Origin of the sequence: Paenibacillus sp. OV219, from assembly GCF_900110075.1 — a bacterium.
In the GTDB taxonomy this organism is placed as follows: Bacteria; Bacillota; Bacilli; order Paenibacillales; family Paenibacillaceae; genus Paenibacillus_Z.
Window position 1 is genome coordinate 821287 of record NZ_FOCJ01000001.1, and the last position, 16032, is coordinate 837318.

The following is a 16032-nucleotide window of genomic DNA, read 5'->3' on the forward strand; positions in this document are numbered from 1 at the left end:
TTATTAGGGGGACTATAATATGGCGATCAGACTGATTGTTCAAGATCCAGATCCGGTTCTGCGCGAGCAGGCGATTAAAGTGACGAAATTTAATTCCAATTTGCATAAATTGCTGAACGATATGGCGGAAACGATGTACGATGCGGATGGTGTCGGCCTTGCTGCTCCGCAAGTAGGAATCTCAAAGCGCGTCATCGTAGTGGATGTAGGTGACGAAATCGGCCTAATCGAGATGGTTAATCCGGAAATTATCGAAGCTTCGGGCGAGCAGCTCGGTCCAGAGGGCTGCCTCAGTATCGCGAAGCTGAACGGCGATGTGAAACGCGCTCAGACCATTAAGCTCAAAGCTCAGGACCGCGACGGCAACCCGTTCGAATTCGAAGCGGCGGACTTCATGGCACGTGCGTTCCAGCACGAGGTTGACCACTTGAACGGTATTTTGTTCACAGACATTGCCATATCGATCTATGATGCTTCGGCTCGCCAGCGTCAAGACGGAGAGTGATCAGATGCGCATCGTATTTATGGGAACACCTGAGTTCGCGGTTCCATCACTTGCAGCGATCTTGGAAGAAGGACATACGGTTGAATTAGTCGTCACACAACCAGATCGGCCCAAAGGCCGCAAAAAAACGTTGACGCCGCCTCCGGTTAAGGATGCGGCGCTTCTGCGCGGTTTACCTGTTGCGCAGCCTGAGCGTCTTCGCAAATCAGATACAGTCGACCAAATCGCTGCGATTAAGCCGGATTTGATTGTGACAGCTGCTTACGGTCAAATTCTGCCGAAAGCGGTACTAGAGATTCCACGCTTAGGCTGCATCAATGTCCATGGTTCGCTGCTGCCGAAGTATCGCGGAGGTGCTCCGATTCAGCGTTCGATCATCAATGGTGAGACAGTAACCGGCGTTACGATTATGTATATGGCGGAAGGTCTTGATACAGGCGATATGATCAGCGTTGTTGAAGTGCCGATTTCAGATGAGGATACGTCGGGCACTTTGTTTGAGAAGCTGACGATTGCAGGCGCGCAGCTGCTGCGTGAGACACTACCGAGCATTGAAGTGGGGACCGTTCAAGCCGTTCCGCAAAATAATGACGAAGCTACATATTCCCCGAACCTGACACGGGAAGATGAGCGAATTGATTGGAACCGTTCGGCGCGGGAGATCTATAACCAAGTTCGCGGGCTGTCGCCGATGGCTGGCGGTTTTACGATCTGGAACGGCGAGCCGTTCAAAGTATGGGGCTGCAAGCCGGTAAGCCAGAGCAGTGCTGGTCTTGAGCCAGGTACGGTGCTCGAAACGACAGATGCAGGCATTGTCGTGCAGACCGGTGAAGACACGCTTCTTCTGACGGTTATCCAACCCGCAGGGAAGAAAGCGATGAACGCCGTGGAATGGCTGAAAGGTGCGCGTCTTGAGACGGGCACAGTTTTCGGCGGAGGTGAAGCGTGAGCGGGCGGGACAAGCAAGGAAGCGGCGGTCCTGTAAGTGTGAAGTCAGGTGGTGGCGGGGGCGCTGGTGCTGGAAGTGGAGCTTCACGAGGTAATCGCAACAAGAAGCCACAGCAAAAGCAGCAGCAACAGCAGCCTCAGCGCAAGAAGACTGCACGCGAAGTCGCGCTTGATACGCTGGTGAAAGTCGCAGAAGCCGGCGCATACAGTAACTTACAGCTCAATCGTGCGCTGCAAGATGCACAGCTGTCGCGTCAGGACGCGGGGCTTGCAACAGAGCTGGTGTATGGCACGATCCAACACCAACGACTGCTCGACGAGCGGCTAAGCGAGCTCGTGACGAAAGGCTTTAACAAGCTGACTCCTTGGGTCCTCGTGCTGCTGCGGATGAGCGCGTATCAGCTCTTGATGCTTGACCGGATTCCTCCGCATGCTGCAGTCAATGAGGCGGTTGTCATTGCGAAGCGTCGCGGTCATAGCGGAATCTCAGGTATGATTAACGGCGTACTTCGCAACATCGAGCGTAGCTTAGCGGAGCTCAAGAAGCCGCTTGATATCGCTGATCCTGTGAAGCGGATCGGCATCACCTACTCGTATCCAGATTGGCTAGTGAAACGCTGGATTGGCAGTTATGGCGAAGCGGTAACAGAGCAGATCTGCGCGGCGGGCAATGAGCCGCCACACAATAGCGTGCGCGTGAACCCGCTGCGTCTGTCTCGTGACAAGGCGTCCGCGATGCTATCTGAAGCCAGTGGCGGCGAAGCGTTAGTAGAGCCTTCGAGACTGTCCGAGCATGCGCTTATTGTAAGCGGCGCGGGCAACCTGGCGGGAACCGATGGCTACCGCAATGGGCTCTGGTCACTGCAAGATGAGAGTTCGATGCTCGTCGCTGAAGTGTGCGCACCAAAGCCGGGCATGAAGGTGCTCGATTGTTGCGCTGCTCCTGGCGGGAAGACGACACATCTGGCAGAGCTGATGGAAGACCGCGGAGAGGTCATCGCCAATGACGTGCACCCGCATAAGAAGCAGCTTATCGAAGAGCAAGCGGCGCGGCTCGGTTTGACCTCGGTGCAGGCGGTGACAGGCGATGCGACTGAGCTTGCGTCTCGATTCGAGCAGAGCAGCTTCGATGTGGTGCTGCTTGATGCGCCATGCTCTGGCTTTGGCGTCATCCGGCGCAAGCCGGAGATCAAATGGACGAAGAGCGCCGAGGATGTTCGTTCGATTGCTGCACTGCAGGAGCAGCTTATAGATGAGGCGGCGAAGCTCGTACGTCCGGGCGGCACGCTCGTGTACAGTACATGTACAATCGAGCGTGAAGAGAATGAACACCAGGTGGCGAAGTTTCTAGAGCGCCATGCAGAATACAAGCTCGATACAGAATGGCCGGCGCAAGTGCTTCGTCCATTGCAAGAGGGGAATGCCTTAGCTGAGCCGTTCAGCGGCATGGTACAGCTGCTTCCTCAGCAGTTCGGCAGCGACGGATTTTTTATCGCGCGTTTGACTCGTCAGTTGTAGCAAGCAAATAACGCCCGTGACAGCACAAAGTGGTCTGTTATGGGCGTTTGTGGTAATATAATCGAAAGGCGCGAACCTCGCAGCTTCATGCTTGGCAGCGTCAATATTTTCTAAAGAAACAGGTGCAACCCGATGAAACCAATCATCTATGACTATACGCTAGAGCAAATTCAAGACTGGATGAAAGAGAACGGCGAGTCCGCATTCCGCGGTACGCAGCTGTTCGAGTGGCTCTATGTGAAGCGCGTGAAGAACTTTGAAGAGATGAGTAATCTCTCGAAGGGGCTTCGTGAGAAGCTCGTTGAGTATTTCCAATTCGTCACGTTAACTGAAATTACCCGCTTTGAATCGAAAGACGGAACGATCAAATTTCTATTCGGTTTGCACGACAACCATGCGATCGAGACCGTTATTATGCGGCACAGCTATGGCAACAGCGTCTGTGTCACGACGCAGGTCGGCTGCCGGATCGGCTGCACATTCTGCGCATCAACCCTCGGCGGCTTGAAACGTAACCTGACTGCAGGTGAGATTGTCGCTCAGGTTGTCGTCGCACAGCAGCTGCTTGATGCAACGAATGAGCGTGTTTCGAGCATCGTCATTATGGGCTCAGGTGAGCCGTTCGAGAATTATGATGCTACGATGACATTCCTTCGTCTCATGATTCACGACAAAGGGCTTAACATCGGCCAACGTCACATTACGGTATCGACAAGCGGTATCGTGCCGAGCATGTACAAATTCGCTGACGAGAACACACAGATTAACCTCGCGATCTCGATTCATGCGCCGAACGACAAGCTTCGCTCTAAGCTGATGCCGGTTAACCGCCGTTTCTCATTCGAAGAAGTTATGGAAGCTTGCCGGAACTACATCGCGAAGACGGGACGACGCATCACGTTCGAATACGCTTTGATCGGCGGCGTGAACGATCAGAGTGAGCACGCCGAAGAGCTTGCGCAAGTGCTCAAGGGTATGCTTTGCCACGTTAACCTTATTCCGGTCAACCATGTACCGGAGCGGGATTATGTGCGTACGCCGCGTGAACAGATTTTTGAGTTCCACCGTATTTTGGAGAAGAACAAAATTAATGCAACAATCCGCAGAGAACAAGGCCATGACATCGCAGCGGCCTGCGGACAGCTTCGTGCTAAACATATGGAGTCTACGGCGGGGTGATGAGTTGTGATAATCGCTTTTCGAAGTGATGTTGGGCGAATTCGAACCATTAACGAGGACACAGCGTGGTCGGAACATTTGGTTGATTCCGGCCTCGCCTTGGCGATTGTTGCCGACGGCATGGGCGGGCATAAGGCTGGCGAGGTTGCCAGCGGGCTCGCTGTCGATACATTCCGCGAAGCGCTGGAAGGCATTTCTGCCTCGCTTACGCTGGAAGAGCGTAAAACATTAATGAGCCAAGCGATTTTGCAAGCGAATGAAGCTGTTTTTGAAGCAGCTTCGAGCAACGAGCAGTACCATAATATGGGTACAACGGTCGTTGCAGCACTTATTCAAGATGATAATGCAGTTATAGGTCATATCGGCGACAGCCGGGTTTATAAATGGCGGGACCAAGTGCTTACACAATTGACAGATGATCATACCCTTGTCAATGAGCTTGTGAAGTCCGGTCAAATTACGCTTGAAGAAGCGGCAACACATCCGCGCCGTAACGTCATTACACGAGCTCTCGGAACAGATGAGCAAGTGGAAGTGGACATTATTTGCACGGGCTGGCGTGAGGACGATGTGTTGATGCTGTGCAGCGATGGGCTCACGACGATGGTCAGTCCTTCCGAAATCATAGGTACCTTGGAGCAGAATGAATTAAGCTTGGATCAGAAGGCGGATAAACTCTTACAGCTTGCACTGCAAGCCGGCGGAGACGATAATATCACGGTCATTCTGCTGCATCATGCCGAAGACACAAAGCAAGAGGAGTGATCGACATGATAGGACATGAACTCGGCGGACGTTACGAAATTATTACCCGTATTGGCGGGGGCGGTATGGCGCTCGTTTACAAGGCCCAAGATATTCTACTGAACCGCAACGTTGCTGTGAAAATATTGCGACAGCAATTTGTGCATGACGAAGAATTTATTCGCCGTTTCAGACGTGAGGCGCAATCGGCTGCCGCACTGTCTCACCCCAATGTCGTCAGTATTTACGACGTTGGACAGGAAGACGATACGCATTATATCGTCATGGAATATGTTGAAGGCAACAATTTGAATGAAATGATTAAAGAACGGGCGCCGCTTCAGGCAGATGAGGCTGTTCGGATTGCGATTCAAATTTGCGATGCTCTTGATCATGCGCATCATAACCAAATTATTCATCGCGATATTAAGCCGCACAACATTCTCATAGGCAAGAACGGCCGCGTGAAAGTAACGGACTTCGGTATCGCGCGTGCAGTGACGTCTTCAACGATTACGCAGACTGGTTCGGTAGTTGGATCGGTGCACTATTTCTCGCCTGAGCATGCAAAGGGAGTCGTTACCGGCGAGAAGTCCGATCTATACTCACTTGGTATCGTTCTTTACCAGATGGTTACGGGCAAGCTGCCGTTCCTTGGTGAAAGCCCGATCAGCGTCGCGCTGAAGCATTTGCAGGAATCCTTTGCGGAGCCGCGCGCGCTTAACCCGTACATACCGCAAAGTGTGGAGAACATTATCCTTCGGGCGATGCGTAAAAATCCGAATGAGCGTTACTCTTCGGCCACCGAAATGTTGAGCGATCTCGAAACAGCGCTTCAGCCAGAGAGGTTGACTGAACCGAAGATTACGTTCGGCAATCCGGATTTCGACGAGACTCGCGTCATGCCTGCAATCCGGGGCAGTATTGCAGATAAGTTGGCTGCATCGGCTGTAGCTTCGAAGACGGAGCCAGTGGAGATCGCTCAGATTTCAGCGAAATCGGATGAAGACAGCGATAAGGATGACCGCTGGAACTCCGATGGGCTTGGTGAACCGCGTAAGAAAAGATGGGTCAAGCCTGTCGTTACCGTACTCGTTACATTCCTCGTTATTGCTCTGGTTTATTGGGGAGCAATGAAAGTGCTCAGTTGGTTTGATATTAAGGAAGTCGACGTGCCATATGTCGTCAACATGACGGAGACAGAGGCGCGGACAACACTTGAACAAGCTGGGCTGAAGGTTGAGGAGCCATCGATCTACACGGATAAAGAAGACGTGGCCAAAGATATTGTGTACGAGCAATCGAAGCCGAACCAGCGTGTGAAGGTTGGCTCGTTTATCAAGCTCTACGTCAGTAAGGGGCCGAAGCTAGAAACGGTCAGCGATTATAAAGGCAAGAGCTACGAGGATTCTTATAATGCCCTCGTTAGCCTTGGTGTAGCTGAAGAAAATATTGAGAAACAGGAAGTATTCAGTGATGAGACGCCGGGGATCATTCTGGAACAAACGCCTGCTTCTGGTGAGCAGTACGATCCGAAGACTGCGAAATTCAGCTTCACGGTAAGCCAAGGCAAAGAGACGTTCCCGATGCCGAAGCTGCTTGACTTGACCGAGAAACAAGCGATTGCCCTCTTGAAATCGAAGGATCTCAAGATTAATGAAGCTGATATCGTTCGGGAGCCAAGCTATAAACCGGAAGGAACGGTTATTGCACAGTATCCGTTTGATCCACAGGCGCCAGTATCTGCTGGGGAAGCGATCACGCTGACTGTCAGCTCCGGCTTGCCGCAAGAAGCACTTGAATATACGTTCAATATCGTCATTTCGCCAGCAGTTGCGGGCAAAACGAGCGAGATTCGCATTACGTATACCGATGCGCGCGGCGAGAATATTGAATGGGGCAAACGCAAAATAAAAGATACTCAGACGTTCCCGGTTAAGGTTGTTCTGAGCCCGAATACTGAAGCAAGTGTAACGATCTATCGAGATAAGCAGTTTACCGATACGTTCTCCAAGACTTATGAGGATGTGAAGTCGGGAGCTGATGGGGCGCCGGAGACGGTTCCAGGTACTGAAATGCCGCCGGCCGATCAGCCGGCACAAACCGAGGAGAGTCCAACTGATGGCAATACGACCACCACAAACGAGCAGCCAGCGAAACCAGAAGACGAACAGCCGGCTGACCAAACAGCAGAGCAATAAAGAAGAGCAAACAGGGCGAATTGTCAAAGCATTAAGTGGCTATTATTACGTTCGGCCAATTGATGCAGCTTCGGATGAGCCGACGATTCAGTGCAGAGCACGCGGCATATTCAAGAAGAGGGGCGAATCGCCCCTCGTTGGCGATATCGTGGAGTTCGAAGAAACGGAGAACGGCGAAGGCGCTGTGAATTCGATCTCGACTCGTTCTTCAGAGCTTATTCGCCCGCCTGTTGCGAATATTGATCTGGCTGTTCTCGTTTTCTCGGTGACAGAACCGACGCTTAATCTGCTGCTGCTCGATAAGTTTCTCGTTCATATTGAGCATGCCGGCATTGACGCGGTGCTTTGCCTCAGTAAGCAGGATTTGACGGAAGATGGCGAAGAAACGGTAGAAGCGCGTCAGGCATTAAGCGACGTGCTGCGTGTTTACGAGCCGATCGGCTACGAAGTGCTTGTGACAAGCTCCAAGCAAGGCGAAGGGACGACGGCCTTATCTGAACGGCTGAAAGGGCATCTATCGGTGTTCGCGGGCCAATCCGGTGTTGGTAAGTCGTCGCTCCTCAACGCTCTTGTTCCGGGTCTGACACTAGAAACGAATGAAATTAGCAACCGGCTCGGCCGGGGTAAACATACTACACGCCATGTAGAACTAATTGATATTGGCGGCGGCTATGTTGCAGATACACCTGGCTTTAGCCAGCTAGATTTTGCCGAGCTTGGCATTGAAGAGCTGGGCAGCTGCTTCAGAGAAATGAAGGAGCTTTCCTCCTCATGCAAATTCCGCGGATGCACTCATCTGCACGAGCCGGAGTGTGCCGTGCTAGCTGCGCTGGAGAGAGGCGAGATCGCTCCAAGCCGCTTCAGCAACTATGAAATCTTCATGGCTGAAATGAAAGATAAAAAGCGGAGGTACTGAAATGTCTATCATTGCACCATCCATTCTGTCTGCGAATTTCGCGACACTTGCAGAAGAGATTAAAGACGTTGAACGTGCCGGCGCCGATTGGATTCATATTGATGTCATGGACGGTCATTTTGTACCGACATTAACATTTGGTCCGCTCGTCATCGGAGCGGTTCGGTCAGCAACGAAGCTGACGTTCGATGTTCATCTTATGATTGAACGTCCTGAACTGCATATTGCTTCTTATGTCGCAGCAGGGGCGGATCGGATTACGGTTCATGCGGAAGCTTGTGTCCATCTGCACCGTGTCATCCATCAGATCAAGGAAGCAGGTCTTCCAGCTGGCGTTGCACTTAATCCGGCAACACCGTTAAACGTGCTGGAACATGTTCTGGACGATCTGGATATGATCCTCATCATGACCGTGAATCCGGGCTTCGGCGGGCAGCAGTTCATCCCACAGTCGGTTCAGAAGCTTCGTCAGCTGTGTACGCTGTTGGAAGCGCGTGGATTAAGCGATATGCTTATCCAGGTGGATGGCGGCATTAATGCGACTACAGCACCGCTCGTGACCGAAGCAGGCGCGAATGTGCTTGTAGCTGGCAATGCGGTCTTTTCTGAACGTGACCGTGCAGCTGCTATCGCGGCATTGCGCTAGAGGAGGGACAACATGGGCGATAATATGAAGAAAGGGCTATGGATGGCCCTTTACAGCGCAGGCTGTGGACTCATGCTCTCCATCTTTCCTTTTATGAAGAGCGGCATTAATATGATTTTTTCAGTGCTTGCAATCGTCATAGCCATATTCTTCTTCAAAAGGTCAGCATCACTGCGCTCGCGTATCGTATTCGTGGTCTTTGCGCTCTTCTTCTTTATCTTCTTTACTCTTGCTATTGCTGTAATACTCTACACAAAGAATCAGTCGCTGCCGTCAGCAGCTTGACCTTGGAACTACTGTCCCGTTATGGAATAGGACAGTTATATTTCGCATAGGATGGTTACATGAACGAACGTTCTTGTAACCTTTTTTATTTGGAAGGTGAGAGAGCTGTTACGGATGGAGTGAACAGAAGTTTTGCTTTGCTAGCAAAACTTCTAGGAGGGGTGGAGCATGAAATTTTATACCATCAAGCTGCCGAAGTTTTTGGGTGGCTTTGTGAAGGCGATTTTGAATACGTTTCAGAAGAACTGAGTCAGGCACCATCTCATGGTACGGAGTAAGTGGTACGGATCTAGTGGAACGGATTTGATGGTACGGATCGAATCGAAGTGGTAAGACAAGCAAAAAAGCACCTGATTGAATCAGGTGCTTTTTGTCCATGGCTGTATGCCGTTATACACGAGTAACTTGTCCGGATTTCAGAGCACGAGTGCTGACATAAACGCGTTTTGGCTTACCGTTAACGAGAATTCTAACTTTCTGTACGTTAACGCCCCAAGAGCGGCGGGTTTTGTTGTTAGCGTGCGAGACATTGTTACCTACTCCTGGACCTTTGCCCGTAATGAAACATTTGCGAGACATGGAATACACCTCCCTTGAAGATTCACTGCAAACAAACAGACTCCAATATAATATCACATGTCTATACATTCATCAAGCATTAGCTGAAGACGAATAAAACCTAAGAAAACGCCTATGATGTAGAATATGGTCGAAAAACAGGTGCTGGACTTCAAAAACGTCGTTATTTATAGTACAATGCTATTTAGTCCATAATAATAACGGTGAAGGAGTGGTATCCATGCCTCTGCAGATCAATTCGGAAATCGGAAATGTTTTCATTACGGACCATGTCATCTCCGTCCTGGCCGGTTCGGCGGCTATGGATTGTTATGGACTGGTAGGTATGGCTTCAAGAAAGCAGCTGAAAGACGGTATCGCCGAGCTGCTTGGTCGAGATAACTTGTCGCGCGGTGTGGAAGTCCACCGAGAGAACGATTACTTACACATTGATTTGTACATCATCGTGAGCTACGGCACAAAAATATCCGAGGTCGCACATAACATTCAATCAAAAGTGAAATATGTGATGAATGAGGTTCTCGGCGTCAAAGTAGACGTCGTCAATATTTTTGTCCAAGGCGTACGGGTATCTCGGTAGGAAGGGGTAATTTCGTTTGACTAAACGCTTTATTAACGGCTCGGACTTTATGGGAATGGTACTGAGCGGAGCGGAAAACTTACAGAACAATGTAGAGCGCATTAACGCGCTAAATGTGTTCCCGGTTCCTGATGGCGATACCGGAACGAATATGAATTTAACGATGACCTCTGGCAAACGAGAGCTGCAAAGCAAGCCTTCTCCAGTAGTAGGCAAAGTTGCGGAAGCGCTTTCTAAGGGGTTGTTAATGGGTGCTCGGGGCAACTCGGGTGTTATTTTGTCGCAGCTGTTCCGAGGCTTCTCGAAGAGCGTGGGCCAGTTGGAGCAGATTGATACGAATCAGTTTGCCGCTGCCTTGCAGAACGGTGTAGATATGGCGTACAAGGCGGTTGTGAAGCCGGTTGAAGGTACGATTCTTACTGTAGCCAAAGATGCTGCGAAGCATGCAGTCTTCTACGCGAAGCGTACGAGTGACATGACAGAGCTGATGACAGAAGTGCTGGAGAAAGCGAATGAATCGCTTGCCCGCACGCCTGATTTGCTGCCTGTACTGAAGCAAGTAGGCGTCGTTGACTCCGGCGGTCAAGGTCTGGTGTGCATCTATGAAGGCTTCCTTCGTGCCATGAATGAGGAGCAAGGAATTAGCGCCGATCATTCGATTGGAACGGAAGCGGCTTTCCCTGAGCTGTTCAAAGCTGCGAATCCGCTAGCGCCTGCAGCAGCTGCACCGGCGCCCAAGCGTCCGGCTCATGCGAATGCTAGTGCGCAAGCGCGCCTTGAGACCGAGGGTATCGAATTCCTGTACGATATGGAGTTCTTCATCAATCGCAAGCTGGGAGATCGCAGTAAACTTCGATTCGATGAAGCGTTGTTCAAAGGCATGCTCAGCAGAGACGGCGATTCCATTCTCGTTATTGCCGATGATGATATCATAAAAGTTCATGTTCATTCCCGAAAGCCGGGAGATGTACTTAACTATGCACTTCCTTACGGTGAGCTGACGGACATTCACATCTTGAACATGCGTGAGCAGCATCGTGATCTGCTGCATGAGGAGATGGCTGAACTCAGCAATAAGGCAGCTTCCAGCGACACGCTTCCTGAGACAGCGATTGTGGAGGAAGCAGCGCTTGGGTTAGCAGTATCCGAAGTGCTGACAGGCACTCAAGCAACTTCTCTCTCCGCAGAGCAAGCGCATGAGTGGGCTCCGTTTGGCATCATCGCAGTGGCGATGGGCGAAGGCATCGGATCGATTTTCCTCGATAACAACGTTGATGTTGTGCTGTCTGGTGGACAATCCATGAACCCGTCGACAGAAGACTTCGTCAATGCGATTGAATCGCTCGCTGCGGAACATATCTTCTTGCTGCCGAACAATGGCAACATCATTCTAGCTGCTCAGCAGGCTGCTGAATTGTCTGATCGCAACGTGACGGTAATCGGGACGAAGACGATTCCCCAAGGCCTTGCTGCTGTACTGGCGTTCAAGGAAGAAAGTACAGCCGAAGAGAATACGGAAGCGATGAATACGGCATTCAAGCATGTTCGGTCTGGACAGGTGACAAATGCAGTTCGCAACACGGAGATTGACGACATAACGATCCAAGAGGGCGATTACATCGGCATCATGGAGAAGTCGATCGTAGCCTCTTCTGCAAGCTTGCAAGAGACATGCCAAGCGCTGCTGACTCGTATGCTTGAGGATGGTGGCGAGCTCGTCACGATTCTGACGGGCGAGCAGGCAAACGCAGCGGAGACAGCGGATTTCATCGCATGGGCGAAGGAAACGTTTGACGATGCTGAGTTTGAAGTGCATGCTGGCGGTCAACCGCTTTATCCATATCTTATTGCAGTGGAATAGGGGGCATGTAGGATGAGCGCAGTCAAAGTCAAAATCATTACGGACAGCACGGCCGATGTGCCGAAGCGTGTTCGAGAGCAGCTTGGTATCGAGATGGTGCCTTTGAAAGTATTGTTTGGAGAAGAGTCTTTTCTCGATACGGTGACGATTTCAAACAATGAATTTTATGAGCGTCTGGCAAAGTCAGAGATGCTCCCGAAGACGTCGCAGCCTTCTCCGACGGAATTTATGGAAATGTACGAGCGGCAGCTTGCCCAGAAACCGGATCAATCCATTATCTCGATTCATCTATCTTCAGCACTTAGCGGCACTTATCAATCCGCGGTTCTGGGCTCGACGCTGCTTGAAACGGTTAATGACATCACTGTGATCGATTCCAAATCGGCATCGTATGGCTGTGGTATGCTTGTCGTGACGGCTGCCGAGATGGCTGCTGCCGGCGAGTCGAAAGAGCGCATTCTCGCGAAGATTGATGAAATGATCAAGAATCGCAAAATATACTTCTTGCTCGATACGCTCGATTACTTGCAGAAGGGCGGACGTATTGGGAAAGCAGCTGCATTGTTCGGCTCGATTCTGAACATTAAGCCGATTCTGACGATCGATCAGGATGGCGAAGTGTCGGCGGTCGATAAAGTGCGCGGCACGAAGAAAGCGATGCAGCGCATCGTGGATCTATTCAAGCAGGAATACGGCGATGATGCCGTTGAGATGACAGTTGGTTGGACGCATAAGAGCGAGCTAGCGAAGGAGCTTGCGGCTCTTGCGCAGACACAGCTCAAAGTCGTTACGATTAGACAGACGGAGATCGGCTCCGTTATCGGAACGCATGCTGGCCCTGGCGCCGCTGCGTTATTCATTACGCGAGTGTGAGGTTTGGGAGATGAAGCTGGATGAACTTACTGTCCGGCAAATAAAAGGCGTGAGTGCTCAGAAGGAACAAGAGCTTCACGCCTTTGGCGTTCATACGATCGCTGATTTGCTGGATTACTTTCCGTTTCGGTATGAAGATTACCGCATTCGGAACATTGGGGAAACGAAAGACGGCGAGAAAGCAACGTTCGAAGGCAAGATCATGGGAAATCCGCTGCTTCAGCGCTACGGGAAGGCGAAGACGAGGCTCACTTGCAAAATCGCTATCGAGAACGTGCTCATTACGGCAGTTTGGTTCAATCGGCATTTTCTTCAGGAGCAGCTCATTCCGGGGCGTGATATCATCATCACCGGCAAATGGGAGCAGCATCGGCTGCAGATGACGGTGTCAGACTCGGAGTTTCCTGACAAAGGGAAAGCCAAGTCTGGGACGCTTCAATCGGTCTATTCGGTTGGAGGGAGCATTACACAGCCATGGATGCGCAAAATGATTAATCAGGCGCTCTTGCAATACGGCGCGATGATTGAAGAGATGCTGCCGGTTGAGCTCATGGACAAGCATGGGCTCATGCCTCGCGTCGATGCGGTTATGCATATCCACAACCCTGAGGATATCGCAATGGGGCAAGCGGCAAGGCGCAGGCTTGTGTTCGAAGAGCTGTTCTTGTTCCAGCTTAAGCTGCAGGCGTACCGCACGATTAATCGTAAACGGCAAGATGGTGTCGCGCATGTTGTTGATGGAGAGTCGATTCGCGTCTTCGTGCGTACGCTGCCTTTTGAACTGACGGATTCGCAGAAGAAGGTGGTCAATGAGATTCTCATTGATATGCGTAACCCGTCTTGCATGAATCGGTTGTTGCAAGGCGACGTCGGCTCGGGTAAGACGGTAGTGGCAGCGATTGCGCTGTTTGCCGCGGTGAAAGCAGGCCATCAAGGCGCGCTCATGGTTCCGACGGAGATACTAGCGGAGCAGCATTACCGCTCGTTACAGAAGCTCCTGGGCGGCGTAGGACTGCAGGTAGGCTTGCTAACGGGCAGCCTGACGGAGAAGCGACGGCGTGATGTGCTAGCTGGGCTGCAAATGGGGCTCATTGATGTCATTGTCGGTACACAGGCCATTATTCAAGAAGGCGTTAATTTCCGCAGCCTTGGCCTCGTCGTTACCGATGAGCAGCACCGATTCGGCGTTAATCAGCGAAGCGTGCTGCGCCGCAAAGGAATGAACCCGGATGTGCTTACGATGACAGCGACGCCAATTCCGAGAACGCTTGCGATTACGGCATTCGGCGATCTAGATGTGTCGACCCTGCGCGAGCGCCCGCAAGGACGCAAGCCCATTCAAACGAATTGGGTCAAGCACAATATGTTAGACCGTGTACTTGGCTTTATTCGGCGGGAAGTAGAGGCGGGGCGTCAATGCTACTTTATCTGTCCGCTCATCGAAGAGTCGGACAAGCTTGATGTCCAGAACGCGATTGACCTGCACATTCAAATTCAGCAGGCGTTCCCTGATCTGCGTATCGGCTTATTGCATGGCCGGCTTACAACGGCGGAGAAAGACGAGGTCATGCGCGCATTCAGCGAGAATGAAGTGCATGTGCTCGTGGCAACGACTGTTGTAGAGGTCGGCGTAGACGTGCCAAATGCAACGCTTATGGTCATTATGGATGCGGAGCGATTCGGACTCTCGCAGCTTCACCAGCTGCGAGGACGAGTTGGTCGCGGCTCTCATCAATCGTATTGCGTGCTCATTGCGGATCCGAAGTCTGAGAATGGCCGCGAACGGATGAAGATTATGACCGAGACCGACGATGGCTTCGAAGTATCCAGGAGGGATCTGGAGCTGCGCGGACCTGGCGATTTCTTCGGTACGAAGCAGAGCGGTGTGCCAGACTTTAAGCTGGCCGATATGGCAGCCGATTTCGGGGTGCTTGAGGATGCGCGGGATGATGCAGCAGAGCTGACCGCAAGGTCGGATTTCTGGAGCGCGGCGGCTTACGCGAGACTACGAGAGGTGCTTAGGCGAGAGCAACTTTTTCAGGGAGAGCTGTTGGACTAGTTTCTTAAAAGCGCTAGGGCGGCATATAGTACATCGTATGGCTTTTAGAAGCCGGACGGAGGTGCTATATCGAAGATGAGTTACACAAAATACGGCATACGGCCGGATCTGGTCGAGCGTGTGAAAGTAAAGATGAAGAATCCTGTCATCAAGGATCGCGTGAAGATGCTGATCGATGGTGTGACCAAATACGATTTGCAAGACCGGCTCAAGGTACGCAAGCTCGTACGAGCAGCAGCCGGAGTATTGCAGGAGCCGCTCACGGAGCTTCAAGAGGAGCAGCTCATCTCGTTCGTGCTCGGTCAGAAGATCGACCCGAAAAATACGCTGCACTTAATTAAATTATGGGCGATGTTCCGCTAATCTTCGGATTGGCGGTTTTTTTTATTGTTCGGGGTTAGTTATTAGCACGTTAACGGTTCGATGCAAGACGGGTCGTCATAGCTGACGCTGCCAACGGTCTTCGCGACGGGGTAGGCATCCATCAGCTCCGATGGGAAAGGGCTCAATAGCTTATCAAGCTCCGCACGGGTCTGAATGCGCCGATTCAGCCAGAGGGGCTCGTCCTCTTCTTGAAGGATGACTGGCATCCGATCGTGTATCGGTTCCATCAGCTTGTTCGGTGTTGTCGTCAGGATGGTGCACGTACTCAGCTTGACGCCTTCCGATGAAATCCACGTATCATACAGTCCTGCCATGCTGAATAGTTTGCGGTCACTTCGCACAATCCGCATCGGCTGCTTCCCAGCGAGAACATCCTGCCGCCAGTCATAGAATCCGTCTGCTGGAATGATGCATCGTTTACGACGGATCAACTCACGGAACGCTGGCTTCTCCCAAGCCGTTTCCGCACGTGCGTTGAGCATCTTCGAGCCTACCTTCGGACTGTCTGCCCAAGAAGGGACAAGCCCCCATTTGAGCTCGCCAAGACGGTTCTGTTCCCCGTCATTAATAATCGCCATGATCATCTGGCCTGGAGCTACATTGTATTTAGGCTTGTGAAAAGGCACATTTGTCTGGGAAATGAAATAACGTAGCATAAGCTCTTCCATCGTTATCGTTATCGTATACCGTCCGCACATTCGTCTGCACCTCTTCCCTCGTTACGGTAGATTCTCTTGTTCAATTATACTACGTG

Annotated in this window: 17 protein-coding genes; 15 read left to right on the forward strand and 2 right to left on the reverse strand. The window is 51.5% G+C overall.

The genetic code is table 11. The annotated features are described in order from the left end of the window. Positions 1 to 19: 19 nt before the first annotated feature. The 10 genes from def (at position 20) to spoVM (ending at position 9191) form a co-directional block, all read left to right on the forward strand. On the forward strand, positions 20 to 505 hold the full coding sequence (def, locus tag BMY11_RS03595; protein WP_090573077.1) for a peptide deformylase: 486 nt from the start codon (positions 20 to 22) through the stop codon (positions 503 to 505). A gap of 4 nt (positions 506 to 509) precedes the next feature. Further along, entirely contained in the window at positions 510 to 1454 is a 945-nt protein-coding gene (fmt, locus tag BMY11_RS03600) for a methionyl-tRNA formyltransferase (protein ID WP_090573078.1), read from the forward strand. Further along, entirely contained in the window at positions 1451 to 2971 is a 1521-nt protein-coding gene (gene rsmB / locus BMY11_RS03605; protein WP_256217289.1) for a 16S rRNA (cytosine(967)-C(5))-methyltransferase RsmB, read from the forward strand. Before fmt ends, rsmB begins: the two co-directional genes overlap by 4 nt. Before the next feature lie 132 nt (positions 2972 to 3103). After that, positions 3104 to 4150, forward strand: a complete 1047-nt coding sequence (gene rlmN / locus BMY11_RS03610) for a dual-specificity RNA methyltransferase RlmN (RefSeq protein WP_090573079.1) — start codon at positions 3104 to 3106, stop codon at positions 4148 to 4150. Positions 4151 to 4156: 6 nt separating this feature from the next. Then, complete coding sequence (locus BMY11_RS03615; RefSeq protein WP_090573080.1) at positions 4157 to 4915, forward strand: Stp1/IreP family PP2C-type Ser/Thr phosphatase; 759 nt, start codon at positions 4157 to 4159, stop codon at positions 4913 to 4915. 5 nt (positions 4916 to 4920) lie between these two features. Beyond that, positions 4921 to 7095 (forward strand): Stk1 family PASTA domain-containing Ser/Thr kinase, encoded by a 2175-nt coding sequence (gene pknB / locus BMY11_RS03620; protein ID WP_090573081.1) that lies wholly within the window; start codon positions 4921 to 4923, stop codon positions 7093 to 7095. After that, positions 7016 to 8011 carry a ribosome small subunit-dependent GTPase A gene (gene rsgA / locus BMY11_RS03625; RefSeq protein ID WP_090573082.1) on the forward strand — a complete coding sequence of 332 codons (996 nt, stop codon included), beginning with the start codon at positions 7016 to 7018 and terminating at the stop codon, positions 8009 to 8011. Before pknB ends, rsgA begins: the two co-directional genes overlap by 80 nt. 1 nt (position 8012) lies before the next feature. Further along, a complete protein-coding gene (rpe, locus tag BMY11_RS03630; protein ID WP_090573083.1) occupies positions 8013 to 8657 on the forward strand; it encodes a ribulose-phosphate 3-epimerase in 645 nt (214 codons plus the stop codon). 12 nt (positions 8658 to 8669) lie between these two features. Beyond that, positions 8670 to 8942 (forward strand): hypothetical protein, encoded by a 273-nt coding sequence (locus BMY11_RS03635; protein ID WP_090573084.1) that lies wholly within the window; start codon positions 8670 to 8672, stop codon positions 8940 to 8942. A gap of 168 nt (positions 8943 to 9110) precedes the next feature. Beyond that, positions 9111 to 9191 (forward strand): stage V sporulation protein SpoVM, encoded by an 81-nt coding sequence (gene spoVM / locus BMY11_RS03640; RefSeq protein ID WP_010345573.1) that lies wholly within the window; start codon positions 9111 to 9113, stop codon positions 9189 to 9191. 141 nt (positions 9192 to 9332) lie between these two features. Here the strand turns inward: spoVM and rpmB are convergent, their stop codons facing one another. Then, positions 9333 to 9521 (reverse strand): 50S ribosomal protein L28, encoded by a 189-nt coding sequence (gene rpmB, locus BMY11_RS03645; RefSeq protein ID WP_090573085.1) that lies wholly within the window; start codon positions 9519 to 9521, stop codon positions 9333 to 9335. A 220-nt stretch (positions 9522 to 9741) separates the two neighbouring features. Here rpmB and BMY11_RS03650 point away from each other — a divergent pair, with 220 nt between their 5' ends. The 5 genes from BMY11_RS03650 to BMY11_RS03670 all read left to right on the forward strand — a co-directional run bounded on the left by BMY11_RS03650 (position 9742) and on the right by BMY11_RS03670 (position 15257). Continuing rightward, complete coding sequence (locus tag BMY11_RS03650; RefSeq protein WP_090573086.1) at positions 9742 to 10101, forward strand: Asp23/Gls24 family envelope stress response protein; 360 nt, start codon at positions 9742 to 9744, stop codon at positions 10099 to 10101. A gap of 16 nt (positions 10102 to 10117) precedes the next feature. Then, entirely contained in the window at positions 10118 to 11962 is a 1845-nt protein-coding gene (locus BMY11_RS03655; RefSeq protein WP_090573087.1) for a DAK2 domain-containing protein, read from the forward strand. 12 nt (positions 11963 to 11974) lie between these two features. Next, positions 11975 to 12835 (forward strand): DegV family protein, encoded by an 861-nt coding sequence (locus BMY11_RS03660; protein ID WP_090573088.1) that lies wholly within the window; start codon positions 11975 to 11977, stop codon positions 12833 to 12835. Between the two features lie 10 nt (positions 12836 to 12845). Then, positions 12846 to 14894 carry an ATP-dependent DNA helicase RecG gene (gene recG / locus BMY11_RS03665; RefSeq protein ID WP_090573089.1) on the forward strand — a complete coding sequence of 683 codons (2049 nt, stop codon included), beginning with the start codon at positions 12846 to 12848 and terminating at the stop codon, positions 14892 to 14894. A 75-nt stretch (positions 14895 to 14969) separates the two neighbouring features. Then, entirely contained in the window at positions 14970 to 15257 is a 288-nt protein-coding gene (locus BMY11_RS03670) for a stage VI sporulation protein F (RefSeq protein WP_090573090.1), read from the forward strand. Positions 15258 to 15298: 41 nt separating this feature from the next. Here BMY11_RS03670 and BMY11_RS03675 read toward each other — a convergent pair whose 3' ends face one another. Then, a complete protein-coding gene (locus BMY11_RS03675) occupies positions 15299 to 15976 on the reverse strand; it encodes an SOS response-associated peptidase (RefSeq protein WP_090573091.1) in 678 nt (225 codons plus the stop codon). Between the last annotated feature and the right edge of the window lie 56 nt (positions 15977 to 16032).

What these genes read in the sequence shown, in the direction of transcription:
- def (WP_090573077.1), top strand. Translation starts at nt 20, where the DNA reads ATGGCGATCAGACTGATTGTTCAAGATCCAGATCCGGTTCTGCGCGAG.
- fmt (WP_090573078.1), top strand. Translation starts at nt 510, where the DNA reads ATGCGCATCGTATTTATGGGAACACCTGAGTTCGCGGTTCCATCACTT.
- rlmN (WP_090573079.1), top strand. Translation starts at nt 3,104, where the DNA reads ATGAAACCAATCATCTATGACTATACGCTAGAGCAAATTCAAGACTGG.
- pknB (WP_090573081.1), top strand. Translation starts at nt 4,921, where the DNA reads ATGATAGGACATGAACTCGGCGGACGTTACGAAATTATTACCCGTATT.
- rsgA (WP_090573082.1), top strand. Translation starts at nt 7,016, where the DNA reads ATGGCAATACGACCACCACAAACGAGCAGCCAGCGAAACCAGAAGACG.
- rpe (WP_090573083.1), top strand. Translation starts at nt 8,013, where the DNA reads ATGTCTATCATTGCACCATCCATTCTGTCTGCGAATTTCGCGACACTT.
- BMY11_RS03635 (WP_090573084.1), top strand. Translation starts at nt 8,670, where the DNA reads ATGGGCGATAATATGAAGAAAGGGCTATGGATGGCCCTTTACAGCGCA.
- spoVM (WP_010345573.1), top strand. Translation starts at nt 9,111, where the DNA reads ATGAAATTTTATACCATCAAGCTGCCGAAGTTTTTGGGTGGCTTTGTG.
- rpmB (WP_090573085.1), bottom strand. Translation starts at nt 9,521, where the DNA reads ATGTCTCGCAAATGTTTCATTACGGGCAAAGGTCCAGGAGTAGGTAAC.
- BMY11_RS03650 (WP_090573086.1), top strand. Translation starts at nt 9,742, where the DNA reads ATGCCTCTGCAGATCAATTCGGAAATCGGAAATGTTTTCATTACGGAC.
- BMY11_RS03660 (WP_090573088.1), top strand. Translation starts at nt 11,975, where the DNA reads ATGAGCGCAGTCAAAGTCAAAATCATTACGGACAGCACGGCCGATGTG.
- recG (WP_090573089.1), top strand. Translation starts at nt 12,846, where the DNA reads ATGAAGCTGGATGAACTTACTGTCCGGCAAATAAAAGGCGTGAGTGCT.
- BMY11_RS03670 (WP_090573090.1), top strand. Translation starts at nt 14,970, where the DNA reads ATGAGTTACACAAAATACGGCATACGGCCGGATCTGGTCGAGCGTGTG.
- BMY11_RS03675 (WP_090573091.1), bottom strand. Translation starts at nt 15,976, where the DNA reads ATGTGCGGACGGTATACGATAACGATAACGATGGAAGAGCTTATGCTA.